Annotated in this window: 25 protein-coding genes and 3 tRNA genes; 14 read left to right on the top strand and 14 right to left on the bottom strand. The window is 64.2% G+C overall.

Going from position 1 to position 26,385, the window contains the following annotated elements:
* The first annotated feature begins 79 nt into the window (after positions 1-79).
* Together DAAJ005_RS04015 and DAAJ005_RS04020 are read left to right on the top strand one after the other, a co-directional pair.
* Positions 80-457, top strand: coding sequence for a hypothetical protein (locus DAAJ005_RS04015; protein ID WP_151845988.1), 378 nt, complete (start codon positions 80-82; stop codon positions 455-457).
* 27 nt (positions 458-484) lie between these two features.
* Positions 485-1,018 (top strand): hypothetical protein, encoded by a 534-nt coding sequence (locus tag DAAJ005_RS04020; RefSeq protein WP_151845989.1) that lies wholly within the window; start codon positions 485-487, stop codon positions 1,016-1,018.
* Positions 1,019-1,361: 343 nt separating this feature from the next.
* Here DAAJ005_RS04020 and DAAJ005_RS04025 read toward each other — a convergent pair.
* The 13 genes from DAAJ005_RS04025 to DAAJ005_RS04080 form a co-directional block, all read right to left on the bottom strand.
* A tRNA-Arg gene (locus DAAJ005_RS04025) sits at positions 1,362-1,438 on the bottom strand.
* Between the two features lie 24 nt (positions 1,439-1,462).
* Positions 1,463-1,550 (bottom strand) — tRNA-Ser (locus DAAJ005_RS04030).
* Positions 1,551-1,575: 25 nt separating this feature from the next.
* Positions 1,576-1,663: transfer RNA gene (locus tag DAAJ005_RS04035), tRNA-Ser, on the bottom strand.
* A gap of 658 nt (positions 1,664-2,321) precedes the next feature.
* Positions 2,322-2,825, bottom strand: coding sequence for a heme-binding protein (locus DAAJ005_RS04040; protein WP_151845990.1), 504 nt, complete (start codon positions 2,823-2,825; stop codon positions 2,322-2,324).
* 85 nt (positions 2,826-2,910) lie between these two features.
* Positions 2,911-3,726 carry an aminoglycoside N(3)-acetyltransferase gene (locus tag DAAJ005_RS04045; protein WP_151845991.1) on the bottom strand — a complete coding sequence of 272 codons (816 nt, stop codon included), beginning with the start codon at positions 3,724-3,726 and terminating at the stop codon, positions 2,911-2,913.
* 118 nt (positions 3,727-3,844) lie between these two features.
* Positions 3,845-4,423 (bottom strand): dihydrofolate reductase family protein, encoded by a 579-nt coding sequence (locus tag DAAJ005_RS04050; RefSeq protein ID WP_226342560.1) that lies wholly within the window; start codon positions 4,421-4,423, stop codon positions 3,845-3,847.
* Positions 4,416-5,063 (bottom strand): response regulator transcription factor, encoded by a 648-nt coding sequence (locus DAAJ005_RS04055; RefSeq protein WP_226342561.1) that lies wholly within the window; start codon positions 5,061-5,063, stop codon positions 4,416-4,418. The genes DAAJ005_RS04050 and DAAJ005_RS04055 overlap by 8 nt, the downstream gene beginning before the upstream one ends.
* Positions 5,056-6,927, bottom strand: coding sequence for an ATP-binding protein (locus tag DAAJ005_RS04060; protein WP_151845992.1), 1,872 nt, complete (start codon positions 6,925-6,927; stop codon positions 5,056-5,058). The genes DAAJ005_RS04055 and DAAJ005_RS04060 overlap by 8 nt, the downstream gene beginning before the upstream one ends.
* 18 nt (positions 6,928-6,945) lie before the next feature.
* The gene (locus tag DAAJ005_RS18865; protein WP_192930860.1) at positions 6,946-7,107 is read right to left on the bottom strand and encodes a hypothetical protein; all 162 of its coding nucleotides are present in this window, start codon (positions 7,105-7,107) and stop codon (positions 6,946-6,948) included.
* 161 nt (positions 7,108-7,268) lie between these two features.
* Complete coding sequence (locus tag DAAJ005_RS04065) at positions 7,269-8,246, bottom strand: Gfo/Idh/MocA family protein (protein ID WP_151845993.1); 978 nt, start codon at positions 8,244-8,246, stop codon at positions 7,269-7,271.
* Positions 8,243-9,469, bottom strand: coding sequence for a Xaa-Pro peptidase family protein (locus DAAJ005_RS04070; RefSeq protein WP_151845994.1), 1,227 nt, complete (start codon positions 9,467-9,469; stop codon positions 8,243-8,245). Before DAAJ005_RS04070 ends, DAAJ005_RS04065 begins: the two co-directional genes overlap by 4 nt.
* Before the next feature lie 38 nt (positions 9,470-9,507).
* Positions 9,508-10,290: an IclR family transcriptional regulator gene (locus DAAJ005_RS04075; protein ID WP_151845995.1), complete on the bottom strand. Its 783-nt coding sequence runs from the start codon at positions 10,288-10,290 to the stop codon at positions 9,508-9,510.
* Positions 10,291-10,298: 8 nt separating this feature from the next.
* Positions 10,299-11,501: a hypothetical protein gene (locus tag DAAJ005_RS04080; RefSeq protein ID WP_151845996.1), complete on the bottom strand. Its 1,203-nt coding sequence runs from the start codon at positions 11,499-11,501 to the stop codon at positions 10,299-10,301.
* 212 nt (positions 11,502-11,713) lie between these two features.
* Here DAAJ005_RS04080 and DAAJ005_RS04085 point away from each other — a divergent pair, with 212 nt between their 5' ends.
* The 12 genes from DAAJ005_RS04085 to DAAJ005_RS04140 all read left to right on the top strand — a co-directional run bounded on the left by DAAJ005_RS04085 (position 11,714) and on the right by DAAJ005_RS04140 (position 25,456).
* On the top strand, positions 11,714-13,333 hold the full coding sequence (locus tag DAAJ005_RS04085) for a peptide ABC transporter substrate-binding protein (protein WP_226342562.1): 1,620 nt from the start codon (positions 11,714-11,716) through the stop codon (positions 13,331-13,333).
* A gap of 136 nt (positions 13,334-13,469) precedes the next feature.
* Positions 13,470-14,423, top strand: a complete 954-nt coding sequence (locus tag DAAJ005_RS04090) for an ABC transporter permease (RefSeq protein WP_151845997.1) — start codon at positions 13,470-13,472, stop codon at positions 14,421-14,423.
* Entirely contained in the window at positions 14,416-15,306 is an 891-nt protein-coding gene (gene opp4C / locus DAAJ005_RS04095) for an oligopeptide ABC transporter permease (RefSeq protein WP_151845998.1), read from the top strand. Before DAAJ005_RS04090 ends, opp4C begins: the two co-directional genes overlap by 8 nt.
* A gap of 28 nt (positions 15,307-15,334) precedes the next feature.
* Positions 15,335-16,414, top strand: coding sequence for a ketopantoate reductase family protein (locus tag DAAJ005_RS04100; protein ID WP_151845999.1), 1,080 nt, complete (start codon positions 15,335-15,337; stop codon positions 16,412-16,414).
* Entirely contained in the window at positions 16,411-17,535 is a 1,125-nt protein-coding gene (locus tag DAAJ005_RS04105) for a Gfo/Idh/MocA family protein (protein ID WP_151846000.1), read from the top strand. The genes DAAJ005_RS04100 and DAAJ005_RS04105 overlap by 4 nt, the downstream gene beginning before the upstream one ends.
* Positions 17,532-19,148, top strand: coding sequence for a DUF885 family protein (locus tag DAAJ005_RS04110; RefSeq protein ID WP_226342563.1), 1,617 nt, complete (start codon positions 17,532-17,534; stop codon positions 19,146-19,148). Before DAAJ005_RS04105 ends, DAAJ005_RS04110 begins: the two co-directional genes overlap by 4 nt.
* Complete coding sequence (locus tag DAAJ005_RS04115; protein ID WP_151846001.1) at positions 19,145-19,843, top strand: RraA family protein; 699 nt, start codon at positions 19,145-19,147, stop codon at positions 19,841-19,843. Before DAAJ005_RS04110 ends, DAAJ005_RS04115 begins: the two co-directional genes overlap by 4 nt.
* A gap of 32 nt (positions 19,844-19,875) precedes the next feature.
* Complete coding sequence (locus tag DAAJ005_RS04120; protein WP_255448050.1) at positions 19,876-20,631, top strand: SDR family oxidoreductase; 756 nt, start codon at positions 19,876-19,878, stop codon at positions 20,629-20,631.
* Positions 20,628-21,728, top strand: coding sequence for an aminopeptidase (locus tag DAAJ005_RS04125; protein ID WP_151846003.1), 1,101 nt, complete (start codon positions 20,628-20,630; stop codon positions 21,726-21,728). The genes DAAJ005_RS04120 and DAAJ005_RS04125 overlap by 4 nt, the downstream gene beginning before the upstream one ends.
* Before the next feature lie 460 nt (positions 21,729-22,188).
* Positions 22,189-23,475 (top strand): nitrilase-related carbon-nitrogen hydrolase, encoded by a 1,287-nt coding sequence (locus DAAJ005_RS04130; RefSeq protein ID WP_151846004.1) that lies wholly within the window; start codon positions 22,189-22,191, stop codon positions 23,473-23,475.
* A gap of 587 nt (positions 23,476-24,062) precedes the next feature.
* The gene (locus DAAJ005_RS04135; RefSeq protein WP_151846005.1) at positions 24,063-25,139 is read left to right on the top strand and encodes a S1C family serine protease; all 1,077 of its coding nucleotides are present in this window, start codon (positions 24,063-24,065) and stop codon (positions 25,137-25,139) included.
* Positions 25,140-25,219: 80 nt separating this feature from the next.
* Positions 25,220-25,456 (top strand): hypothetical protein, encoded by a 237-nt coding sequence (locus DAAJ005_RS04140; RefSeq protein WP_151846006.1) that lies wholly within the window; start codon positions 25,220-25,222, stop codon positions 25,454-25,456.
* Positions 25,457-25,466: 10 nt separating this feature from the next.
* On the opposite strand, the gene DAAJ005_RS04145 is transcribed toward DAAJ005_RS04140, so the two are convergent.
* Complete coding sequence (locus tag DAAJ005_RS04145; RefSeq protein ID WP_151848379.1) at positions 25,467-26,342, bottom strand: aldose 1-epimerase; 876 nt, start codon at positions 26,340-26,342, stop codon at positions 25,467-25,469.
* Positions 26,343-26,385 lie beyond the last annotated feature (43 nt).

Here is a 26,385-nt window from a genome sequence, read left to right on the forward strand (position 1 = left end):
AGTGTCCACCACTCATTTTCTGCACATAATCCGCGCAGCGCTGCGATGCTGGTCTTAACGCTCACGGAGGTGCGCCCCCATGCCCAAGCAAAAACTCACCATCTGGGTCGAAGAAGACGTGGCCCAGCGCCTGAAAAATCTGGCAGCCGTTCAAGACCTTACGCTCAGCGAGTACGGCGCCACCCTGCTCGCCCGCGGCGTCGCACAGCGCAGCGACGAACTCATCTTGGACCTCGCTGGCGTCCGCATTGAGCGCGCTGTCAAGCGGGAAGTCGGGGTGATGTCCGATCGCCTGGCAAAGCTCACCGTCCAGGCGGCCATGGAGGCCGGCACGTCGCGCCTTCTGCACGTCAACCAGATCGCTCAGCAGGCTGGCCCCGAGGTGGCCCAGGCGCTCAACCGGACGGCCGCCGCCGAAACGCGCGAGCGCCTGCGGAACCCCCAGCGCCGCCGTTAAAGATCTGCTCGGTCTGGAGGACGCACCGTGACCATCATGCGCGCGCGGTTCACCGTCGGTGCCGGTGGTCCTGCGGCCTCGCGCGCCGCCCTACGGTACGCGGTCCTGCGCCCGGACCACGACGGTCAGCGCGTTGAGCGCGCGGTGTTCGGCCCTGACGGGCTGGACGTCGCCAGCATCCGCGCACAGCTGGACGCGGCCAGGGGAGACCACCACTACCGCTTGGTGCTCAACCCCGGCGCTGGCCAGCACCCGGTGGATCAGCGTGACTGGACGCGCGACGTGATGGCCGCCGTCGCCGAAGGGCAGGCAAAAGAGGTGCCCTGGCTCGCTGTCGAACACCGCAACCAGAGCCAGCACGATCACGTTCACATCGTAGCCGCCACCGAGCGCCGCCTGACCCGCGTGGACCTGCCCACCCTGCGCGAGGTTGCAGATAGCAGTTGGGAACGGCACGCTGACTGGGCGCGAGCGCTCGATCTCGATGCTGTGCAGGAGCCGCATCAGCAACAGCCTGAGCGCTTGCGCGCGCTGAGTCACACCGGGGGCTGGGACCAGTGAACTGGCTCGATCTAATCACTGTGGGACTGCTGGCCGCAGGCATTCAGTTCCTGCGCGGCGGCCACCCACAGTCTCAGCAGGCGCTTGCTGACGCAGGCTTTGCCTCATCTGACGAAATGCGTGAGCTGCGCGTTCAACTCGAGGAGGCCAACACCGGGGAACGTCTGCTGGTCGCCACCGCGCCGGACGCCCATCACCTGGGTCTGCGCGCCCTGCCAGAGCTGGGGCACATGTTGGTGGTCGGGCCGAGCCGATCAGGAAAAGGCCTGCACACAAAACTGCACACAGCCTCTTGGGCAAAAAAGCCAAAAAAGAAAAACCTCGTCCTAGGACGAGGTTTTGTTGGTGTACCCGAAGGGATTCGAACCCCTGGCCTTCTGATCCGTAGTCAGACGCTCTATCCAGCTGAGCTACGGGTACACGGTATGAACTGGGGCAGCGTTGTGGCGAAGAGGGAGGGATTCGAACCCTCGGTACCTTGCGGTACACATCCTTAGCAGGGATGCGGTTTCAACCACTCACCCACCTCTCCTCAACTGTGCTGGGCCGCTGTGCTGTGGCGAGGGGTGAGGGATTCGAACCCCCGGTGGGTTGCCCCACAGTAGTTTTCAAGACTACCGCCATCAACCACTCGGCCAACCCCCCAGTCACGGCGGGTGCGTTTCTGGGACTGATCCCAAAAGCGCGAAGGGAAGTATAGGGAGGCCCCCCCGACTTGTCAATGTCAGCGTGTCTACATGGCTACTGTAAAGTCAGGAGACTCTGAAGGCAGCGGGCTTCCAATACCGCCCGAAAGCGTTTTGATGCGACGCTGCCCGGTCCTTTCCCTGATGGTCGCAAGATGCCCAGCGTCAACTGACCTGAAGACATTCAATTCTGGTGTGCCACGCGTGACTTGACTTTAGAACCGTCATGTTGAGCAGCCAGTACCGTCTATTTCCGAAGCCCCAGTGCAGGCGTGATTCACTGGCCTCACATACAGACTGGTGAGAGAGAGAGCTGCGCTTCTCTTCCGCTTCTCTTCCGCTTCGCTCACCCCCCGTTCCGGTTGCGCAAACGCGCACCAGCGCGTTCAAATCCTTCCGCTGATGCGCGCCTTCCACTGCACTCAACTCCCGAATGAGCCAGCATTCACGAATTTCCTTTCGGCCATGACCCACATTCCGCTGCCTGGGAACGGACTGCCTTGCCCGCATCCGCTTGGCGCGGCCTGCTGAAAACTCCAGGACCAGGGATGGCGAGAAGCTGCCCGGTCAGGCCATTTCTTAAATAACCTCCGGACAGCCTCAACACGCCCTGAACTTTATTTGCCCAGCACTGTGGCCACGGCGTCGGTGCCGCACTTCTCATCCACCAGACCGCTGGGCGCGCCGCCGACGCCCACCGCCCCCACGACTGCGCCGTCTACACGGATCGGTGCGCCGCCGGCCAGCACCAGATAGCCGGGGATGTCCGCCAGGCCAGGGTTGCTGGACAGGTTCTTGGCGATGTCACTGGTCAGCGCCCGGGCGCTAGCACTGGTGAAAGCTTTGCCGGAGCTGGCCCCCAGAGTGTGTGGCCCGGCATTCTCGGAGCGGGCCGCAGCCAGCGTCACGCCGCTGCGGTCCACCACGGTGGCGCTGACGTTGTAGCCCAGTTGGGCGCAGTTGTTCACGGCCAGCGTGGCAATCCGGCTGGCGGCGCTCAGGCTCAGGCTGGCGGACGAAACGGTGGTGGTGGTGGCCAGCTTGATCGGCGTGGGGGTGGTCTGGGCGGCGGCCAGAGAGATGGCAGAGACGGTCAGCAGGGCGGTCAGAATCTTCTTCATGCCAGATATTTTGCGCCCCACACGGCAAAAACGGTATCCGGGCAATTCGCGCGAGGACTGCGTAGTTTTACGGAGGATGGCCCGCTCAGACCCGTGAATCGGCAGGGGAATTCGCCGTCCACCACTGCACGGCGAAATCCACCAACGCCCGCTGGGACATGAGTTTTGCGGTGGCCGAGCCGACTCTTCCCACCGTGACTGCGCCACTCGCCTCAAAGGCGGCCTTGACGGGCGGGAAGGCGTCCTCGTCGTAATCGCACTCGTCAAACGTCACCCACTGCGGCTGCCCGTTCACCCGAATGGGGCCGCTGAAAGGCACAGTCGCCCCCTTGCCAGACCGGACTTCCGCGAGGTGCAGGCTGGAGTTGTTCTCGGTCCCCAGCAGCAATACCCGGCCATTCAGGTCATAGACGCGGGACAGTGGCGAGCCTTCTCCCAGCGAAAATGTCAGGGGGTGGTCTGCCGTGATGACATCGGCGTGCCTGCCCCACGCGGCGAAGGAACTGTGCGGGTGATCGCTGCGCCTCGCGTCCGGCCACGTTCTGAACAGTTCGGCGGTGCGGCCCATCCCGCGCGTGGGCGTCAGCGCCGGGTCAAAGTCGGGCATCTCGGCGCGGATGGTGGCCCACCAGGATGGTGGAACGGCGGGTCTGCGCCAGTCTGCCGGATCGGTCAGATTCAGGGTGAAGGTGGGCATCACCAGTGTTCCCGCAGGTGTCACGGCATCCTGAAGGGCCTGGATCACCGCCACCGGGCCGCCTGCCACCCAGCCCAGGCTGCTCAGACTGACGTGAGCCATCAGTACGTCGCCCGCCCCCACGCCCAGCGCACGGAGGTCAGCGGCGAGGCTGGCGCGGGTGCGGGGGGCATCTGCCCGCGCAATGGCTTCTGTTTCGGTCATGTTCCGTCCTTTGGCTGCTCAGCGAGAGCGGCAAGTGCGTTGATTCATGCAGAGGCTACCGTCAGGCAGGGTGCGCCGGATGGGCCAGGTGGCTTACCGCCCGGCGTGGGCATTGGAATCAGCTTCCCGCCACAGGTCCGTAGGTCAGCAGCAGCATGCCTGAGCCGAGGTCTCTTGAGGAGGTCAGATTCAGCGCCAAACGATCCCCATCCGCAAACAGGCGCTTGCCGCTTCCCAGAACCAGTGGGTAGACCATCAGCCGGAGTTCGTCCACGAGGCCAAGCCGCAGCAGCGTCTGGACCAGGGTGCCGCTGCCGTAGACAAGGAGGTTCTGACCATCCTGCTGCCTCAAGGCCCGCACTGCCGCGCCGATATCTCCCTCCGGAGCAGTGGCGTTCCATTCCAGGGATCCCAGGGTGGTGGTGACGACAAACTTTGGCAGGCTGTTCATGCGTTCGCCGAATGCCCCGGTGCCGCTGGCGGTGGGCCAGTACGCGGCGAAGCCCTGGTAGGTCACACGGCCCAGCAGCGGGCCGCCGCTCTCAAACAGTTCGTCGTGCTTGAACGGGCCGTCCTCTGGGCTGTAACCCTGCTGCCAAGGGGTGGAATCCTCGTACACGCCGTCCAGGGTCAGAAACTCGGTCACGATGACCTTACGTATTGGGTCTCCTCTGGCCGCCCAATCGCGGTCAAACATCTTCTCCTTCCAGCGCGATGCGGATCACCCCAGCGAGTGAATCGGCCTCCAGCTTGGCAAACAGGCTGGCGCGGTGGGTTTCCACGGTGCGGGCAGAAATCTCCAGCGTGCGGGCGGTCTGCTTGCTGGTCTGGCCGTCCAGAATGCCGCGCAGAACGTCGTGTTCGCGGGCGGACAGGCGCGAGAGGCGCATCCGGGCCTGTCCGCTGGCCGCCCGCCGCTGACGCCCCCGCAGATGCTGGCGCACGGCCCGCTGCACGGCCTCCAGCAACTCAGTCTCGTCCACGGGTTTGCTCAGAAAATCCGCCGCGCCCTGACGAAAGGCCCGGCGGCACAGTTCCACGTCGGCATGTCCGGTCAGCAGGATCACGGGGAGGTCTACGCCACGCTCTTGCAAACGCAATTGCAATTGTAGGCCGCTGATGTGCGGCATCCGAATGTCCAGCAGCAGGCAGCCGATGGCGGGCGGCCCCTCGGCGTCCAGGGCGCGTTCCAGCTCCAGCCCGTCGGCAAAGGGGCGTACGTTCAGGCCCACCGTTCCCAGCAAAAAGCCCAGCGCGTCGCGCACCGCGTCGTCGTCATCTACCAGATAGACGGTGGGTTCCAGCGGCAGGCCAACATTGATGACTGGCTCAGTCACTGGCAGCCTCCAGTTGCAGACGCGGCAGGCTGAGGGTGAAGACCGCGCCTCCCGCATCAGCATTCGCGCCGCTCAGGTCACCGCCCATCCCCTGCGCCAGCGTCTGCGACAGACTCAGGCCCAGGCCCAGGCCACCCGATTTGCTGGTGGTAAACGGCGTGAACAGGCGCGGCGCAACCTCGGCAGCAATTCCGGGGCCGTTGTCGCTCACACTCAGACTCCAGCCACCTTTCTCCAGCACGATGCTCAGCTCAATGACAGGATCAGGGGTGTCCTGTACAGCGTCCAGCGCGTTTCTGAGCAAGTTCAGGACGATCTGTTCCAGTTGCACCGGATCGGCCTGAACCAATGGCGCGTCGGCATAATCTGTGACCACCCGCACGCCCAGGCGGTTCAGGTCCGCGCGGCATAGGGTCAGCACGTTCTGCACGGCCTGAACCAGATCGGTAGGCCGGGTCTGGCTGGGCGAACGGCGCACCCACTGCCGCAGCCGGACGATGATCTGCGCTGCCCGCACCGCCTGCGTGACCGACGCGCCTACAGCATGCCGTACCCGCGCCAGATCGGGTTCGGGATCGTCCAGCAGCCGCGCCGCCGCCTGCCCGTAGCTGACGATGGCGGTCAGCGGCTGGTTCAGCTCGTGCGCCAGACCCGCGCCCATCTCGCCCAGGGTGGACAGGCGCGAGACGTGGGCCAGCATGTCCTCGTGTTCGCGCACGCGCCGCTCACCGTCTTCCAGATGTTCCAGCATCCGGCGCTGGAGCGGCCCCACCTCGCGCACGATCAACACGCGTCCGCGCAAGGTTCTGTCCGCGCCGGGCAGGGGAGATAAAGAACCTTCCACCTGCACCGCTTCGCCGTTCCGCAACAGGGTCAGACCTTCGGGCAGGGCGACGGGCTTGGCGCTGTCCCAGAAGGACGCGGGGTCAAATGGAGCCTGCGACAGCGTGGCCTGAAAGGTAGTCACGTCGCGCAGATCGGTGCCGGGCGGCAGCAGGTGGGCCAGCGCCGCCCGTGCCGCCGGATTTGCCAGCGTGACCTGGTGCAGGGCGTCCAGCGCCACGATGGCCTCTGAGGCGGCCTCCACCACGCCCCCGGCCCGCGCCCGTTCGTCCAGCAGGGCGTGTTGCGCGGTCCTCCGGGCTTCCAGCAGTCGCCAGACCAGTACGGTCAGGCCCGCCGTCAGCAAAGTCCACAACAGACCCCCTATCCATGGCCAGACCTCCCATGGCACCGGGCGCGAGATGACGATGGGCAAGGGTTGCAGGGCCGTCCCCAGTACCTTTTCCACCCGCAATGTGGTGGAGGCTGCCCTGGTCCCACCCTCTTGCGTATGATTCACGATCACCGCGCCCGTGGCGGGTTGAAACAGTGTGTAGGTCAGCGGCGCGGCCCCACTGTCCAGCGCCCCGGCCAAGCGCCGCGCGTCCACCCACACCCGCACATCACCGCGCGACAGTGCGTACAGCGGACCGCCACCTTCCGGCCAGCGCACGGCGGGATCTGGGGACAGGGGGGGAGCCAGTTTTGGCGGCGTCTCGGCGGGCGTTCCCAGCACCCGACAGCCCCCTGCCGCGCAACGTTCCACCGCCACCACCTGTGGGTAGGGGCGCAGCAAAGTGTCCAGATAGCGGCCCAGCGCCGCTGTGTCCATCCCCTGCCCCAACACATCCATGCCCAGTGCGTCCACGGCGTTCAGCACGGCTTCCTGCTGCTCCATGCGCTGCGACAGGACGCGGTGCAGGATGCGGGCGTCGGTGTTAAACGTCTCCGTGAATTGCCCGCGCGCCCCGGTGAAAAGCGCCGCCATACCCGCCCCAACCAGCAGCAGCCAGATCAGGACGGCGAGCGACAGGCGTTTCATGGCCCTATTCTGGCCTGCTCAGATGGGGATGACCAACTGCTCGCCGCGCCTGTTGATCTGCGGCACCGGGCCGCCACGCGGCAGAATGGCAACCCTATTGATCTCGTGTCGAATCGGCAACACTTCCAGATTGTCCGGGAGCCGATCGGGAAGCTGGCGGTCTGCGCCTTTTGTCGGCAAAGCACCAGCGCACTTTGAATCGCTGAAGGTGTTGAGGGAAGAGGGCGGCGCGGCTGTTGTAGGCGGACATCCAAACCTGGCGGTGTGTCAATGGTGTGTCAGACATCGACTTAAGCGGATTTTGCTATTCGGAATTTGAGTGCGGAGGTTTTGAGTCCAGATCACAGCGTGATCCGGCGGCCCTCGCGCGCCGATTGCAGCAGCGCGTCCAGCACCCTGGCCTGCTGCACCGCGTCTTCAGGCGGATACAGCACGGTTTCCTCGCCCCGCACCACCCGCTGAAAGTGGGCGGCCATCAGGGCGTAGCCGTTGCCGGGAGCCAGCGTCTGCCGCTCACTGTCACGGGTCAGAACGAACTCTGGCTCATCGCTGAAAAATGCCCGGTCCAGTTCCATCACCCCGCCTGTCCCCAGCACCTGCGAGCGGCCAATCCGGCCTCCCGACAGCCAGTCGAAGCCGCAGTCGATGCTCGCCAGCGCCCCATGTCCGACGTGGCTGTAGTCCAGCACGGCGGACATGGACACGTCCACACCGTCTGGCGTCCAGCGGGCCTGGGCCGTCACCGCCAGCGGTTCGCCCAGCAGCATCCGGGCCTCGTTGACCGGATAGCAGCCGATGTCGTAGAGCGCGCCGCCCCCCAGTCCGGGTTGCAGGCGAATGTCCTCGGCATTCCGCACAGTGAAGCCGAAAGCCCCCCGGTACGCCCGGACCTCGCCGAGTTGACCACCACGAACCGCGTCCAGCAGGGCGCGGTGCTGCGGCGTGAAACGGTAGGCGAAACCTTCCAGCAGCACCCGCCCGCTGGCCTCAGCCACGTCGGCCAGTTCGCGCGCCTCGTGGGCATTCAGGGTCAGCGGCTTCTCGGCCAGGACATGCTTGCCGGCCTGAAGGGCGGCGGTACTCCAGGGCAGATGCAGGGCGTTGGGGAGAGCAATGTAGACGGCGTCCAGATCGGCGTCGATGACGTCCTGATAGCTTCCAGTGATTGGAATAGCCCAGTCGTGGGCGAAGGTCTGCACGCGGGTGGACTGTGGCTCGCGCGCGCCAAGCATCGTGACCTCGCCTCCAGCGGCCCGGATGGCAGGAATGAAGGCGCGGGCGATGCGGGCCGCGCCGAGAACGCCCCAGCGAAAGGTCATCCTGTTACCACCAGATCATCCAGTTCACGCGAATACAGGCTGAGACGCTCCATTCCTGAGTCGGTGATGACCACGGTGTCGGAATGCCGGAACCCGGCGAACTCTGGCACGTACAGCCCAGGCTCCACCGAGAACACCATGCCCGCCTGGATCACCGTGTGGTCGTCCAGATCCAGGAAGGGATGTTCGTGCCCTTCCAGTCCGAAGCCGTGTCCGGTGTGGTGGCGAACCAGATCGTCCATCTCCAGTTCCTCACGAATAAAACGGCGAACGTCGGTTTCAACTTCCGCGCAGGTCCGTCCGGGGCGCAGGGCGTCGAGGCCACATTGCTGGGCGGCCAGCATCGCCGCAAAATACCGCTGAAACTCGGCATTCGGCTTTCCGACGATCATGGTGCGTTCCAGTTCGGATTCGTAGCCCCCCACCACGCCGTATGCGCCCGTCACCAGCACATCCCCCGCCGCCACCGCGCCCGCCTCGTGCAGGCCGTGTGGGTGGGCGGTGTTGCTGCCGCGAATGAACATGGCGTTGGCAGGCAGGCCCTCGCGGGCTTTGGGCACGTAACGTCCGCCCAGCTCGGCCAGCAGATCGCGGGTGGCCTGCAAACTGGCCCCATGCGAGACGAGCAATTCTTCACTTCCGACACGGATACTGTCCTGCATCAATCGGTGCGCATGGTCTCCCCAGCGGCACGCCTCGGTCATCAGGGCGATCTCGGCGGCGCTCTTGACCATCCGCAGATCGTCGATCAGGGCCACATCTGCCTGAATGGATTGTTCCAGCACGGCGCTGAGCGCTGGCCCCCGGTAGCCCCAGCGGTGTTCGTAGCCGTTCACGTCTGCCGCGATCACCTTGCCCAGCACACCCAGCCTGGAGAGGAGGTCGCGCAGGAACAGCAGGGGATGCTGCCCGGAGCCGCCGCCCGGGTATTCAGGATAGATGGCGCTGTCATCCAGACTCGGCCCCTGCTGCTGAAAGTGACTGAGTTCGAGGTTCGGCAGCAGGGCGGCCACCTTGCCGTCTGCCGTCAGGACCAGAGCGATAGGCCGCTCGGTAGGGGAGAAGAAAAAGCCGCTTAGGTAGGCCACGCGTGTGGGTCCGAACACGCACAGGGCGTCGATTTCCCGCTCTGCAAGAAGGTGGAGAACCCGTTCACGGCGCAGTCTGTATTCATCCGCGCCGATCTCCAGCCTGTCGGACTCAGAAAAAACGATGTCGGTCATGGGCAAACCTCCGTGATCCTGGTATTGAACGGCGGCGCTCAGTCGCCCACAAGTTCGGCCATCGGCTGGCGGATCAGTTCGTCGGCGCAGCGCCGGGCCATGCCGATGACCGCCTCGCTGACTTCCTCGATGCGGCCACGGCTCATGCGGCTGGTGGGACCCGCCACACCGATGGCGGCAATGACCTTGCGCGCTCCGTTGAGAATTCCTGCTGAAAGGCACCGCACGCCCACCTCGCGCTCCTCATCGTCCAGCGCGTAGCCCTGGCTGCGGACGCACAGCAGTTCGGCCAGTAGCGCGGGTTCGTCCGTAATGGTGTGGGGAGTGCGTGCGGGCAGGCCCGTTTTGCGGACGATTTCATCCACGCGGGCGGTGGGCAGATCGGCGAGAAAGACCTTGCCCACGTCGCTGCAATGTAGCGGGGCAATGCTGCCGGGGGTGGTGAACATCCTGACCATGCTGAACGGCTCCACCTGACTGAGATACATGGCCGTGGTGCCGTAGAGCTGCGCGATGTGGGCGGTTTCCCCCGTCACCTCCACCAGTTCCTGAAGGTAGGGACGCACCCGGCGCACCAGGTCGTAGCGCAGATACAGCGCGCTGCTGATGTCCACGATCTCGGGGCCGATGTCGTAGCGTTTGGTCTGGGGATCCTGAAACACGTAGTTCTTGACGGTCAGGGTCTGAAGGATGCGGTGGATGGTGCTGGGAGCCAGACCCATGGCCTGGGACAGCTCCCCCACACTGAGCGAACGGTTGGCCGCCACGATGGTATTGATGATGTCGAGGGCGCGCTCGACACTCTGGACGTTTTCGCTCATAGGCTAGCCTAGCCTAAGGTGCCAAACATCCGCAGGCTGCGCGGAGAGTGCATCTGGCCGTACAGTGTCTCGATGAACGCGGGCCATTGCCCCTCGCTCAGGCCCTCGCGGACCTCGCGGACTGCCTCGTTGCCGAACCAGTATGACGCGATGAACGGCCCCCGGAAACTGTAGCTGGCAAAGCGGATACGCCCCTCAATCCAGGCCCGCTGTCCAAAGGAATACCTTTCCAGGAAATCCATCACGCGGTCCTCGGACCAGTTCTCGCCCATCTGGTACCACGCGGCGCTCGTGGCGCTGGCGCTGCGAACCCGCCGGAGCTGGGCATGCACCGCGTCGTCCTCGTGATCAAGCCAGTCGAGCAGTTCCACGCCCTGGTCCCCGATGCCCTCCTGCACGCAGCCGGTCACGGCATTGGTGGTGCAGAGCAGCACGTCCGCCGTACTCTCGCCGCTGGCCGCCTTGTCGCGGGTGTACAGCAGTTGGGTGGAGTGGCCCGGAAAGACCTCGTGGCAGACCAGATGTTTAAGGGCCGCCCGCGTGAACTTGAGGTCCATATTCAGGTCCATCTGCCCCTGATTGAAGTTGCAACGCGCGGTGAAGGGCACGTCGCGCAGGGGATTCAGGCGCATGGTGTAATCGCCCGTCGGGTAGATCCGCGCGTCGGTGCGGCGCTGCGCTTCGGCCATCAATTCAACGAAAATGGGTTCCAGTTGGTCAGCAGCCAGCGCCCGCTCCTCTTCCCAGCGCCCGATGCGCTCGGCCAGCGTGCCGTGACGCATTCCGGCCTGATCCAGCATCCCTTCCAGTTGCCCATGCATTTCCAGCAGTTGCTCATCGCTGATCGGCTGGGCAGGCACACCCACCAGACCCTCCAGCTTCTCGCGGAAGCTCAGGACCTCGCCCTCGAACAGCCGGGTGGCGGTGCGTAGGGAGCGCAGCATGTCGTCCAGAAAGGCGTGGCGTGCGCCCGCCGGGTACTGCGCCACCTGCCGCTCCAGATCATCGAGTTCGGTGTGTACCGCGTCCCAGTCACTCAGGGCCAGCGGCGGCACCAGTTTGTCGCCCAGATAGATCGGCACCAGGCCCTCGCTGTCCAGCACGCCGTGCCCGCGCGAGAGCTGGCGTTCGAGGTGGTCCATCCCGATGGTCAGGGCCGTGAGCTGACGGCCCAGCGAAGCGTCGTTTGGGGCTGCGTTCTGATTCTCCATGTTGTTCCTCCTGAATGTGCCCCATCATTCCGTCAAGTGGAACTCAAAGTCAAGTCTTCATTCCATATCCCGGAATCTGAGCTGTTTTCCAGACTACAGTCTGGCCTTGACTTCACCGCATAAGTATGCATACACTATTGTGCAAACCTTAAATTCTGTTCAGGTTTTATCCGCTCTAGCCGCACTTTTCTCTCTCAACGGAGGTCAGGAATATGGGTAATCAGATTCAGACGGCGAATTCCACCATGCAGAAGCGTTTGGCACTCGGACTCAGCGCAGCAATTCTGCTGAGTGGAATGGGAATGGCGCAGCAGCGCGGCGGCACCCTGACCGTCGGACTCGGCTACGACATCGACACGCTCAATGTCTATTCGACGGGCTTTCTGGGCGATGTGCAGGCCACTGTGGCCGAGGGGCTGGTGGCCCCCAACGAGAAGGCGGAATACGTGCCCGTGCTGGCAACGCGCGTGCCCACCATTCAGAACGGCGGCATCAAGGTGGCCGCCGACAACAAGAGCATGGTGGTCACGTACCAGCTCCGGCCCGGCGTCAAGTGGTCCGACGGCAAGCCGTTTACCTCCGCCGACGTGAAATTCACCTGGGAGACGGTCAAGGATCCCAAGTTCATTGCCGAATCCAAGGACGGCACCGAGGACATCTCGTCCATCAGCACGCCCAACGATCTGACCGTGGTGGTCAACTACAAGCGGGTTGCCCCTGACTTCAAGAGCACCCTGTTTACCTTCGGCATCCTGCCTAAGCACACGCTGGAAGGCAAGGACCTCAACACCGACAACTACAACCAGATGCCGCTGGGCACCGGTCCCTTCAAGGTCACGCAGTACGTCAAGGGGCAGTTCGTGGTGCTGGACCGCAACCCCTTCTACTGGCGCAAGGACAAGGCGGGCGTGCAGCTTCCGTATCTGGACAAGATGATCTTTAAGATCATTCCCGACAGCAACACGCTGGTCACCCAGCTCAAGTCCGGCGAGATCCAGATGGCCACCAGCGTGCCGTACTCCCAGATTCCTCAGCTCAGCGCTCAGGCTGGCCTGAAGGTCATCAAGAACCCGGTGCTGTCCTGGCAACATCTGGACTTCAACCTGAAAGGTCCCGCCGCGCTGCGCGACATCAACGTTCGCAAGGCCGTGGCCCATGGCCTGGACAGGGCCACCATCTCCAAGGCGCTGGGCGGCTATCCCATTCCCATCGACACGGTGGTGGTGCCCGTCTTCTCGTACAGCAGCAAGGACGTGCCGAAATACCCCTACGATCCGGCCAAGGCCAAGCAACTGCTGGAAGCCGCCGGGTACAAGGCGGGAAGCGACGGCATCCGCGCCAAGAACGGTCAGCGCCTGAGCTTCAAGATCATGGCGCAGGCGGGCCGCTCCACCGACGAGGACGCCCAGCAGGTGATGATCGCCCAGATGAAGGCCATCGGCATCGAACTCAAGCCCGACAACAAGGCCGGGGTGGCCCTGCGCGACGCCCGCTACAAGGGCGACTATGACCTCTACTACGCCGGTTGGATCACTTCCGCCGATCCCTCGTACGGTGTGTTCTACAGCACCAAGGGCGTGAACAACGGCCAGGGCTACAGCAATCCCAAGGTTGACGCGTTGCTGGCGACGGCAGACAGCAGTCTGGACCCGGCGGTCAGGAACAAGGCCCTGCGCGACTTCCAGACGGTGCTGATGCAGGATCTGCCCACCATCCCCGTGACCTCCAACCCGTCCATGATCGTGTTGACCGACAAGCTCGGCGGCTTCGTCTCCAACCCCACCAACATGACCAACTTCATCAATACCAGCGGCTGGTACATGAAGAAATAAGACCAGCCGCGCAGGCCCCGCAACTGGCCCGTTTCCACCCGGCCTGCGGGGCCTGCGCGCTTGATCTCTGTGCTTGATTCCTGTGTTTGATCTTTGCGCCTGATGTCAACGCCACCCCACCTGCGAAGGGAGCTTCATGAGTCTGTCGTACATCTTTAAACGCCTGCTGGGCATGATCCCGCTGCTGCTGGGCGTCTCGCTGATTCTGTTCGGGGTGCTGCATCTGGCCCCTGGCGGTCCACTAGACGTCTACGCTGACAACCCTTCTGTGACGCAGGAAGCGCTGGAGCAGATGAAACGCGCCTTCGGGCTGGATCAGCCGTTGCCCGTGCAGTATTTCAGGTGGGTCACGGCCTTCTTCCAGGGCGAGTGGGGCTTTTCCATCCGTACCGCGCAGCCCGTGATGGAGGAAGTGCTGTCGCGCGTGCCCGCCACGCTGATGCTGAGCGGCAGCGCCTTTTTCCTTGCCCTGATCGTGGCCCTGCCCCTGGGCATCCTGAGCGCCACCCGCCGCTATACCGGGGTGGACTACTTCATTACCCTGATGTCCTTTCTGGGCATCAGCATGCCCGTGTTCTGGCTGGCGCTGATGCTGCAACTGCTGTTCGCGGTGCAGTGGAGACTGCTGCCCTCGGCAGGCATGCAGACCATCGGGGACGGTTCGCTGCTCGACATCCTTCGTCATCTGGCCCTGCCGGTGTTCATCCTGGCCTTCGCCTCGGTGGCGGGCTGGAGCCGCTACATGCGCTCCAGCATGGTGGAAATCCTGAATCAGGACTACATCCGCACCGCCCGCGCCAAGGGCGTCTCGGCCCGGCGGGTCACGTATTCCCACGCCTTCAGGAACGCCCTGATTCCGGTGGTCACGGTGGTGGCCCTGGACTCGGCGGCAATCCTCTCTGGCGCGGTGATTACCGAGACGATCTTCGCCTGGCCGGGCCTGGGCCGCCTGTTTATCGACTCGATGAACGGACGCGATTACCCGGTGCTGATGGCCCTGCTGATGGTCGGCTCCTTCGCGCTGGTGGTCAGCAACCTCGTCGCAGATCTGGCCTACAGCCTGATTGATCCCAGGATTCGCTATGACTGAGACCCTTGAGAACCGCGCCGCACCGGGCAAGCGTCAACGGCGCGAGGGCTTCTGGCCCACGTTGATTGCCCGCTTCCTGAAACACAAACTGGCCGTGCTGGGTCTGGTGGTGCTGATCCTGCTGGGCCTGCTGGCCATCTTCGCGCCGCTTCTCGCGCCGTATACCTTCGACGGCCAGGACGCCAGCATCATCGGCCAGCCGCAACCGCCCAGCGCCGCACACTGGATGGGCACCGATCAACTGGGCCGCGACGCCTTCACGCGGGTGCTGTACGGCGCGCGCATCTCGCTGATGGTGGGGCTGTTCAGCGCGCTGCTGGCCACCTTCCTGGGCACCCTGGTGGGCGCGCTCTCGGGCTATTACCGGGGCTGGACCGACACCGTGCTGATGCGCATCACCGACGTGGTGCTGTGCATTCCGTTGTTGCCGCTGATCATTTTGCTCTCGGGCATCCTGCGGCCCAGCGTGGCCCTGCTGATCGCCATCGTGGGCAGCCTGAGCTGGATGGGCACGGCCCGGCTGGTACGCAGCCAGTTCCTGAGCCTGCGCGAGCGCGAGTTCGTGGAAGCGTCGCGCGCGCTGGGCGGCGGCGACAACCGCGTGATGTTCCGCCACATCCTGCCCAACGCCCTCGGCCCGATCATCGTGTCCACCACGCTGTCGGTGGGCGGCACCATCATGCTCGAAAGTGCGCTGTCGTTCCTGGGCTTGGGCGTGCAACCGCCGACGCCCACCTGGGGCAACCTGCTGAACTACGCCAGCCAGTGGCTGACCGCCGCGCCGTGGCTGGCCGTTTTTCCCGGCCTGATGATCCTGATCACCGTCCTGGCCGTCAACTTCCTGGGCGACGGTTTGCGTGACGCCTTCGATCCACGCAACTGAAACCCGCCACTCAAAACAAGGAGAGAACATGAAGATCACCATTCTGGGCGCAGGAGCCATCGGCGGCCTCGCCGGAGCCTATATGGCAGGAGCTGGACACGACGTGACGCTGGTGGACCGCTGGGCCGAGCATATCGACGCCATCAAGGCAAATGGAATCACGGTAGACGGTGTGCGCGGAGACTTGCACTTCGACGTGAAAGCCTTGCACCCCAGTGAGCTGGAAGGCCCATTGGAGGCCGTGCTGATCGCCACCAAGAGCCAGCACACCATCGAGGCTCTGGAAAGCGTGCTGCCCCTGTTCGGCCCCGAGACGTTCGTGGTGTCGTACCAGAACGGTTTCAACGAACATGACATCGCCGCCCGGCTGACCGAGGCAGGACTGGGCGGCCTGGAACGCGTGATCGGTTCCATCCCCAATTACGGCGGCGCGCTGGTGGACCCCGGCTACCTGGAATTCGTCCACGAGGGGGCCATTCAACTGGGCGAGATGACGGGTGAGCGCACCCCGCGCCTGCTGGAACTGGCAGAAATGCTCTCGGCACTGACCGAGGTGCAACTCTCAGACAACATCTGGGGGCAGATCTGGGCCAAGGAGGTCTACAGCGCCCAGGTAGTCTTCAGCGCCCTGGTCAACGCACCGATCCGCGAGACGCTGGGTGTGGAGCGGTACGCCAAAATCGCGGGCGCGGTGGTGCGTGAGGCGCTGGAAATCGCTGAGGCCAACGGCATTACGGTGGAGGCCTTTGATTTCTTTGATCCGGCCAACTACAAGCCGCAGACGCCTGCCGACACGCAAAAGCTGATCGACAACATCAACCATGCGGTCTGGCTGCTCAAGAAGGACCAGAAACCCGACGCCCATCAGTTCAAGAAAAAGGGCAGCGGCATCTGGTGGGACATTGTCTACCGCAACCGCCCCTCCGAGGTGCGCTCCAGCAACGGCAAGCTGGTGGACTACGCCGCGCAGGTGGGGGCCGACTCGCGCCTGAATGCCAAGCTGTGCGAGATGATCTACGAGATCGAGGGCGGTCAGCGGCAACTCGGCTTTGAAAATTATGACGAGCTGGAAGCGTATATCGCCTCTATCGGCAAGGCGCTGCCATGAGCGCGCAAAAGAAGCTGGGCGTCGGCGTGATCGGCGCACATGCCTGGGCCGAGCAAGCACACCTGCCGGGCTACCACGCCTATGACCGGGCTGATCTGGTGGCGATCTGCGACACCGTACCAGAGCGTGCCGAGGCGCTGGCAAAGCAATTCGGCATCCGCAAGATCTACACTGACGCCCACGAGCTGATCAACGATCCCGAGGTGCAGATGGTGGATGTCTGCACGCCCACCGACACGCACCTGCCGCTGAGTCTGGCCGCCATCAACGCGGGCAAGCACGTCATTTCTGAGAAACCGCTGGCGCACGACGCCAAGGATGCTTTTGCTGCCGCCGCACTGGCCAAAGAGAAAGGCGTCCGCACCAAGCTGGGCTTTACCTTCCGCTACTCGCCAGCCATCCGCCAGATCAAAACCTGGGTGGACGATGGCACGCTGGGCGAGATCTTCCACGTTCACGGCCTGGAGCAGAACTCGCAGTTCCTGGACCCCAACTACCCACTCCGGCAGGTGCCGCAGGGGGCCGACTGGACGCAACTCATTCCCTCGTCCATTGTGGGCTACGGCTCGCACCTGCTGGACCTCGTGCGCTGGTGCGCAGGTGAATACCAGAGCGTGATCGGCAGCCTGCACAATTACGTCCCCGAACGCATCGTGCGCGGCTACGAAGGCATGCAGCGCATTCCGGTGGAGGACGGCGCGGTGGCCCTGGCCGAGTTTGCCAGCGGGGCGCAGGGCATCCTCCAGACCTCGTATATCGCGGTGGGCAACTATCCCGGCGTGGAACTGCGGATCTACGGCAGCAAGGGCGCGGCGGTGGCCCGGCTGGTGGAGGAAAACGGCATCGCGGAGACGCTGCATTTCGCCACACCCGACGCGGTGGAGTTCCGCAAGATTGACCTGCCCGACACGGCCTATCCGCCCGGCACCACGCTGCACACGCCCTGGCCGGAGCTGTACTACCGCAACCTGATCCGCTTCTGGGTGGACGAGATTCTGGATGATCTGCCCGGCGAATGCACCTTCTACGACGGGGCCAAGAGCCAGGAGACGGTCAACGCCATCGTGCAGTCGTTCCGCGAGCGGCGCTGGGTGGACCTGCCGAAGGTTGAGGCGCAGTGAGCCAGCTTGGAGGGTGGGTAGAGCAATATCTCGCCCTGCACGCTCAGTTTCGCCCGGTGGACGCGTCGTTCATGGGTTTGCCGGGTCACGATGACCAGTTGCCCCCAGTGGGCGCAGAGGCGCTGGAACACGAGCGGCATACCCTCGCCAACTTCTTGCAGAAGATAGAAGCCGGAGCGAGTGATCCTGAGACGGCAGGCGAACGGTTGGACCTCTGGCTGCTGCGCTCCCAGTTGCGCGTCACGTTGCGTGAAGCGCGGGAGCGGCCCCGTCAGCACAATCCGGCCTTCTACACGGGCGAGGCGGCCTTCAGCATCATTAGTCTGCTGTTGCCGAATGAACGCCCGACAAATATGGACGCCGTCCTAGCGCGGCTGAAGGCCATGCCTGAATTTCTGGCCACAGGAACGAAAACGCTGGAACCGCTCAACCTGCCCGCCGACTGGGTGGAGCGTGCCCGGAAGGAGGCGGAAGCGCTGGAAGCTCTACTCCTGCGTGGTCTGTCCAAACACCCCGATTATCAGGTGGAGTGGCAGGAACCCGCCGCCCAGGCTGCCGCCGCCCTTCAGGCATTCGCCTCAGCCTTGAAGGCGGGTGACGCTGACCCGGCTTGTGGACGCGATTACCTGGAATTCCTGATGCGCGAGGCCCACGCTCTGCCTTTTTCAGCGGCGGAAGCTGAACAAAAGGCGCAGGCTGCGTTTGAAGCACTGGGTTCAGAACTTGTGGAAATGGCCCACAAGCTCAACCCAGCGAAAAGCTGGCAGGAGCAATTGGTCACGCTCGAACAGCAGCATCCCGCCTTGAACGACGTGCAGTCCACCTATCAGCAATGGAACGCTCACGCCCTGAAGGCCGCCGAGGGACTCGTGACGCCTGCCCGTGAATATGATCTGGCCTTCGAGTTCTTGCCGGAGTGGGCCAGGGAAGCCGCCGGAGCGCTGTATTTCCTGTTCTACCGCTCGCCACCTGCTGAGCATCCCGGCGACGGCAGTATCTACTGGATCTTTCCGCCGGGTGAGGACACGGCAGCGTACCTGCGCGGCCAGAACATTCCGTTCATCAAAGCCGTCCATGCTGTCCACCACGGCAGCATCGGCCACCACACCCAGAACGCACGGGCGCGTAAAGCAGAATCGCGCCTCGCACAACTGGGCGGCACGGACTGCGCCAGCGGCATCGCCTTTCTGAGCGCGGGCACGCTGGTGGAAGGCTGGGCCTGCTACGCCGAGGACCTGCTGCTAGAAGCGCCCGGCTTCTACACGCTGGAAGAACAGTTGCTGCTCAAGCAGTTCGAGTTCCGCAACGCCGCCTGTTGCCTGGCCGACATCCGCCTGCACACCGGGAAGTGGACGCTGGAGCAAATGCGGGCCTTTTACCGGGATGAAGTGGGCTTCGCGCCGGGCCGCGTCTGGGCCGAAACGACACGTAACAGCATCTACCCGGCCACCCGGCTGATGTACTGGCTGGGGACACAGGTGATCAGGGAACTGCGCGCCGAGCTTGACCTCGCGCCGCAGGTCTTCCATGATCGGCTTCTCTCCTATGGCTGCGCCCCGATCACCCTGATCGCGGACGAGATGCGCCGCCAGCACCCACAAGGAACCGTATGACTGCAACACACGAACCCCTGTCCAAAGAGCGCAAGGCCGAACTGCGCGAACGTTACCTCAAGGTAGACACGGCCAACGTCGCCGACGTGCTGGACGAGCTGGGCCACTTCGATTACGGCCTCGCCAGCAGCTTCTGGCCGATCCACGAGTCGCAGAACAAGATGGCGGGCTGGGCCTACACCATTCGCGGTCAGATGACGCCTTATCCCGGCACGGGCGATCCCGAAAAGATGAAGGCCGTATCTGGTTTGCAAGACGGCGAAATCAGCGTCTGGAGCGGCGGTGGGGCATCAGGCATCTGCTTCTTCGGTGAGCTGATTGCCCTGGGGATGCAGCACCGGGGCAGTGTCGGCTCGCTGATCGACGGCGGTATCCGCGATATCGAGTGGATTGTCAAGATGAATTTCCCGGTCTTCACGCAGTACCGCAGCCCGGTGCAGTCCATCGGACGCTGGGGGGTCAACGCCTGGCAGGTGCCCGTGTACCTGCCGGGAGCCACCACCGAGCGCGTCAGGGTCCGCCCCGGCGACTTTATTCTGGCGGACGTGGACGGCGTGATCCTGGTGCCGCAGGAACTGGCCGAGACGGTGCTGGAACGGGCCGAGGAATTAACCCGCAAGGAGGTTTCCATCCGTGAGGATCTGAACCGGGGCCTGAGTCTGCCGGAAGTGCTGGAAAAGTACGGGCACGTCTGATGGATCTTGGACTGAAAGGAAAAACAGCCCTGGTGACAGCGGCCAGCGCGGGCCTGGGCTACGCGACAGCGGCGGCTTTATCGGCAGAGGGCGCGCGGGTGGCGATCTGCTCGCGCGATCTGGGCCGCGCTCAGGCCTCGGCAACGCGCATTCACGCGGAAACGGGAAACGAGGTGCTGGCCTTCGAGGCCGACGTGGCCAGCGCAACCGATCTGACCCGGCTGTTCGGTGAGGTACAAACTGCGTTTGGCTCGCTGGACATTCTGGTCTGCAACGCTGGAGGGCCGCCTCCCGGCAATTTCTCCGCACTCAGCGAGGAACAGTGGGCCACCGGGGTTCAACTGACGCTGATGAGCGTGGTTCGCAGCATCTGGCTGGCCCTGCCTTTGATGCGGCAGGCGGGCGGGGGGCGCATTCTGACCCTGCTCAGCAGCAGCGTCAAGAAACCCATCGACAACCTGACCCTCTCGAATACCTTCCGGCCCGCCGTGTACGGTCTTTGCAAGAGCCTGTCGCTGGAGCTGGCGGGAGACAACATTCAGGTGAACGGGCTGGCTCCGGGCCGCATCGAGACCGAGCGTATCAACCAGCTTGATGATGCCCAGGCCCAGAAGCGCGGAATCAGCCGCGCCGAGATCCGCACCGCCTCCGAGGCGCAGATCCCGATGGGCCGTCTGGGGCAGCCGCCAGAATTCGGGCGGGTGGCCGCGTTCCTGTGTTCGCCTGCCGCCATCTACGTCAACGGCAGCGTGCTGCTCGTAGACGGGGGAGCCGTGACCAGTCTATGAGTGATCAGACCAAAAATAACCACAGCAGCTACGATCCGAAAGCCCACGCCCGTCTGCTGACTGACTACTGTATTGCCGCCCAGCCGGGCGAGCGAGTGCTGGTCCAGACCACCACGCTGGCCCTGCCGCTGGTGGAAGAACTGCACCGCCTGCTGCTGGAGCGCGGCGCGACGCCGCTGATCCGGCTGGAGTACCCGGAGCAACTGGAGGATTTTCACCGTCTGGCCCCGGACGCTCTGCTGGACGCCACTGAGCCTTTGCTGCTCGCGGAGGTGGAAAGCATAGCTGCTTCCATCCGCATCCTGACACCATCGGCTCCAGCAGAGGGGCTTGATCCACAGCGGGCGGCCCGTCACCGAAAGGCCATGAATCCGGTGGCCCGTGCGCGCGCCCAGCGGCGCTGGAATCTGAGCCTTTATCCGACAGCCTACGGCGCATTAGCCGCACAGATGACCGTGCCCGAATACGAGGCCTTCGTCTCCAGCGCCATGTTTCTGGACACGCCCGATCCAGTGGCAAAGTGGGGCGAGATCCGCGACTTGCAGGCGCATCTGATCGAGCGCCTGGCCCGCGCCAGCGAGGTCCGCATCGTGGGCGAGGACACCGATCTGACGCTGAATATCCAGGGCAGAACCTGGGTCAACAGTGACGGCAAGCGCAACATGCCGTCGGGCGAGGTCTTCACCGGCCCCATCGAGACCAGTGCCAACGGGCACATTCTGTTCGATCTGCCCACGGTCTACGGTGGGGCGGCGGTGCGGAATGTGCGCCTGACCTTCAAGGACGGTCTGGTCGTGGACGCCCGTGCCGAGCAGGGCGAGGCGGCGCTGCTGGCCGCGCTGGAAACCGATGACGGCGCAAAGTGGCTGGGAGAGCTGGGCATCGGCAGCAACGCCGGAATCCAGGCCCCCAGCCAGAACATCCTGTTCGACGAGAAGATCGGCGGCACGGTGCATCTGGCGCTGGGCAACGGCTATCCCGAAACCGGCGGCACCAACATCTCGGCACTGCACTGGGACCTGATCAAGGATTTGCGTCAGGGTGGGCAGATCATGCTGGACGGCGAGGTCTTTCAGGACGGCGGAAAATTCATGTAGAGGGGAGATCATACGGACTCCGATTGATAGGTATTGGAAACACCTGTCATCCGAGCGGGAATCATAGAGCTGTGCCAGGAGAGGAGCAGCGTCCTCTCCTGCGGAGCTGGACCAGTCATGGGCGTTTGTTCGCGACGATGGAGAGAAGGAGAAAAACGGGTTCCGGGTGTGGAGTGTGGAGATCGGAACAGCACCGATCTCTATAGGAAACAAACGGAATCCACACCATACTTTGGAATGCCCTGACTGTATTCCGGGGAGCTGGAAATGCTCTGGCAGAGTGCCGATGCTAGTTGCCTCTGTCTCTCGCCTTTTGTCGGGCCATGCAGAACATCGGCGCATGTGGGATTTCGCTTTCGGAGCCGATGCGGACGCTTCTCTTGACTCCAACGCTCTGGAACTCAGGATGAGTCGGCCCTGCCAGCATCATGCTCCGCTCCTGAACCGTTAGCCTGAGCTTATGACTGCCCCGCAGACCGATCAGAAGGCTGGCCCGCTGCGCCGCTTCCGGGCGATTGCCGTGCAACCGAAGTGGAGCGCAGAGAACTTCGTCAGTGACGGCGCTTTCCGAAGCTGGCTGCGTGGTCAGTTGCAGGCGGCGCAGCCCCACTTCTCGCCGGATCGCCCCAATCTGGTGGTCCTGACCGAGTTGAATGGCCTGCCGCTGGTGCTGCGTGGTGCGGGCTGGGCGCTGGCACTGAAAACCTTCGAGCGGGTGGCCCTGGCCCTGTTCCTGGCCCGCCTGCCCCGCGCGCTGCCCGTGATGGTGCGCGAAAAGGTCTCACCTATCCGCGCGCTGCAACTGGCGGCCAGCCCGGACAACGCCCGCCTGTACCTGCACACCTGCCGCGACCTGGCTCGTGAGTACGGCGTGTATCTGTGCTGTGGCAGTGTGCCCATGCCCCGCTACAGCCTGGTGAACGGCCAGCCTGTGCGTGAGGCAGCCACCCTGACCAACCAGACTGTGCTGCTGGCCCCGGACGGCACCTTGATCGGCGTGACTGACAAGGTTCACCTGACCCCGGCCGAGGAGGCAGGCGGCGTGGACCTGACACCGGGCAGGCTGGGCGAGATGCGCGTCTTTCCCACGCCGGTGGGCGATCTGGGGGTGGCGATCAGCCTGGACGCCTTTCGCGCAGACGTGATCGGGCGACTGGAGGCGGGGGGCTGCACCGTGCTGCTGCAACCCGATGCCAATGGCGCAGCGTGGACCTCTCTGGAAGGTCTGCCGCCGGACCCGGACAACGTCCGCGATCAACCGGTGGCCTGGCTGGAATCGAGCTGGACGGCCACCACCTCAGGCCGCAGCATTCGCTACGCGGTCAACCCGATGGTGGTGGGCAACCTGCTGGACCTCAGCTTCGACGGTCAGAGCGCCATCACTGGCCGCGCGGCGGACGCCCCCAGGCTTCGCAGCTACGTGATGACCGAGCTGCGCCCCGGTTTTCTGGCCCTGACGCCCTGGGTGGCCGATGGCCCCCACGCGGAGTTGCGTGCGGTAGGCCAGCAACTCGCCGCCCACAGCGGCCACCCGCGCGAGGACGCCTACCGCACGGATGTGCTGCACGCTGACCTGGAATTGCCTGCCAGCACGCTGACCCCGCCGCCCCGGACCCCACATGAACAGGCGCTGGAAGTCATCCTGATGCAGGCGGACAGGCCACGCCGCGTCTCTTCGGTGGGGGTGTGGCTGCTGGCTGGGCTTGGCCTGATCGCCGCCGTCTCTGCGCTCCGGCACAGGCGTTAGGCCAGGGCTTCGACGATGACCTGTCTCGCTTCATGGTGATCTCTCGGGTGCGGAAGCCGGAACACGCTGCTCAGCGCGGATATCCATCCGTGAGGTCTTGAATCCTGTGGTGGCTGTCCTTGAAATAGGTTTCATACGGACTCCGATTAAAGGGTGTTGAAAACACCTGTGATCCGAGCGGGACTTGCAGAGCTGCGCTCGCAGAGAAAGAGCGTCCTCATGGGGAGGAGTAGCCCCATACGGGTGCTCTTCCACGACGACAGTCTATTCATGACGAGAGCGAGAAGGAGAAAGACGGGTTCCGGGCGTGGAGTGTGTAGACCTACGCTTTCCCGATCCCTGCCGCGTTACAAACGGAATCCGTATCAGCACCCAGCCCTTTCCCTGAAGGTTTTCAGGACGAGATTCCTGTCCTCGCAAGATGGGGTTGTATCCTGATCAGGCGACTCGCGCTGAGCGAAGGTTTGAAAGTACTGTCCTGGATAGAAATTTGGAAACTGTCAGGGGCGGAGTCCCCCCGCCGCGCCACCCCCACTTGCGTGCCTTTGCCTACCTTGCCCGTATGCGGGCCGTTCTAGACTGCGTGCGTGCGCTTTTCGCCCTGGCTTCCCGTTCTGCTCATCCTGGCGCTGGGGGCTTACCTGCTGCCCAACTGGCAGCCGAAGTTCGAGCTGGTGCCCAAGCAGTCGCCGCAGGTGTCCACCACCCTGCCGGGCACGTTGCCCGAGGCCGCCCAGGCGCTGTTTGAGAAGGTTCGCCCCGCCACCGTGCGCGTGGAGAGCCTGGACCCCCGCACGCGTGAGGCGGGCATCGGCACCGGCTTTTTTATCAGCGACACCGGGCAGGTGCTGACCGCCTACCACGTCGTCAGCCTGGGCACACTGTTTCAGATCAGCATGCTGGATGGCAAGTCGTACCGTGCAAAGGTGACCGCCTTCGATGCGCGGGCGGATGTGGCGCTGCTGGACGTTCAGGGACGCGGGCCATTCCCCTTCCTGCCGCTGGCAGCCCGCGCGCCGCGCGTGGGTGAAACGGTGCTGGCGGTGGGCAACAGCGGTGGAGACTTCCTGCAACCCCGGCGCGGCAAATTGCTACGGCTGGGCGCGTCGGCGTCCCGCGCTGATTTCCCACAGGGCACGCTGGAAATGAATGCCCCGCTGGCCCCTGGCGACAGCGGTGGACCGATCATTGATGGGCTGGGCAACGCGATCGGCGTGGTCAGTTACATCAGCGTGGACAGCAGCGGTATCACCCGGCGCAGTTACGCGGTCCCGGTGGTGGACGGCGACAATCTGATCACGGCGCTGCGGACCGGTGAGAAGCGCGACACTCCAGTGCTGGGCATCGAACTGGACAGCGTTCACAGTGGCCTGACCGAACCGCCGGGCGGCGTGATTACGCGGGTGGTTCGGGGCAGTCCTGCGGACCGTGCCGGGCTGGTAGGCGGTGACTATGACGCGAATGGCAATCTGGCAAAGCTGGGCGACATCATCATCACTGTGGGTGGCCAGCGGACCCGCGACGCCAACGAGGTCATCCTGGCCCTGAGAAGTGGCGAGGTGGGCGATACCGTGACCATTGGTTACATACGCGGCAAGCAGCCTCGCGAGACCCGCATCACTCTGGTGGCCAAGGCCAGCCTGCCCAGCCTGCCGGACGAGTAAAGGCCCGGAAACGCCGAGAGGTAAAGACGGTGTTACGCTGCGCCTATCCGCGTTTCATCCTGTCTCAGTAAGCTAAAAGGATGTCTAGTGCATTTATGAAAGAGGAAGCGGGCGTGCCGTGGACGCCGCCCAGCGCCACCCGTGCCTACCGCGTCGTCTGGACGGGCGACATAGATCCTGCAAGTGCTGCCCAGCCGGAAGTCATGCGCGAGACCGACGATCTGCTGGACGCTTTGCGCTGGCTGGCAAACCGTCCCCGCCCCGGCTTCGAGCTGCGTGGCGTGGATGGCGAACTGCTGGCCACCAACGCGGCTTAAATGGTCCTGCTTACCACGCGCCTTCCAGCGTGATCCGCGCCGTTCCTGCCAGACTCTGCCCCGGCGACAGCACCCGCATGTCCACGCCCGCCACACCCTGCGCCGCCAGATTGAAGGCGTCGGTGGCGTGAGAGACGGGTTCCAGCGCCAGATTGCCGTCGGGCGCGGTGAAGACCACCAGATGCGAATAGACGTTGTCGGCGGTCTGGACCAGCGCACGCGCGGGCTGGCCGTCGGCTGACCAGTCCAGCCGGACGATGCCGTCCCAGGCGGTGTAGGTCCGGTCCACCTCTCTGGAGCTTATGGGTGTGGGCATGCGGAAATCCTCGTCAGGCTGGACCTCGCGTGATCCGCCCACCGTCAGTTGCCGTTCGTCGGTGTCGTAGGTCAACGGGGCGTCAAATTCCAGTGCCGGATCGATACCGTCTTGCAGGCGCTCGAAGTACGGATGTATCCCCATCCCGGCAGGCATGTCACGGGTATCGGCGTTGGTCAGCGTGATGGTGGTGTCCAGATGTGGCCCGTGCAGGCGGTACTCCACGCGCGCGGTAAAGGCCCACGGCCAGTTCATGTCGCTGAACTTCCGGCTATCGAAGTCGCAGATCAGGTGACTGTCCGAGGCCCATGTGACCGTCCACGGGCGGTTGCGGACGTCGCCGTGCTGGGCCAGCCCATTTTTGGTGTTGGGTGCAAGCTGCACGTCCTGACCTTCAAAAGGAAAGTGCGCGTCCCGGATGCGGTTGGAAAATGGGATCAGCAGAAAGCTGGCGCACTGGCTGCTGGTTTCCACATCCGCCACATTCACGGCCCGCAGCACCGGGCGGCCCGACGCGGCGCGCAGGTTCAGGACGCTGGCTCCCAGATCGGGCAGCACTTCCAGGGTCATCGCGGCGCTGGAGATCGTCTCGGTGCGGCGGGTTTCAGACGGG

The organism is Deinococcus sp. AJ005 (assembly GCF_009017495.1).
Lineage (GTDB): Bacteria > Deinococcota > Deinococci > Deinococcales > Deinococcaceae > Deinococcus.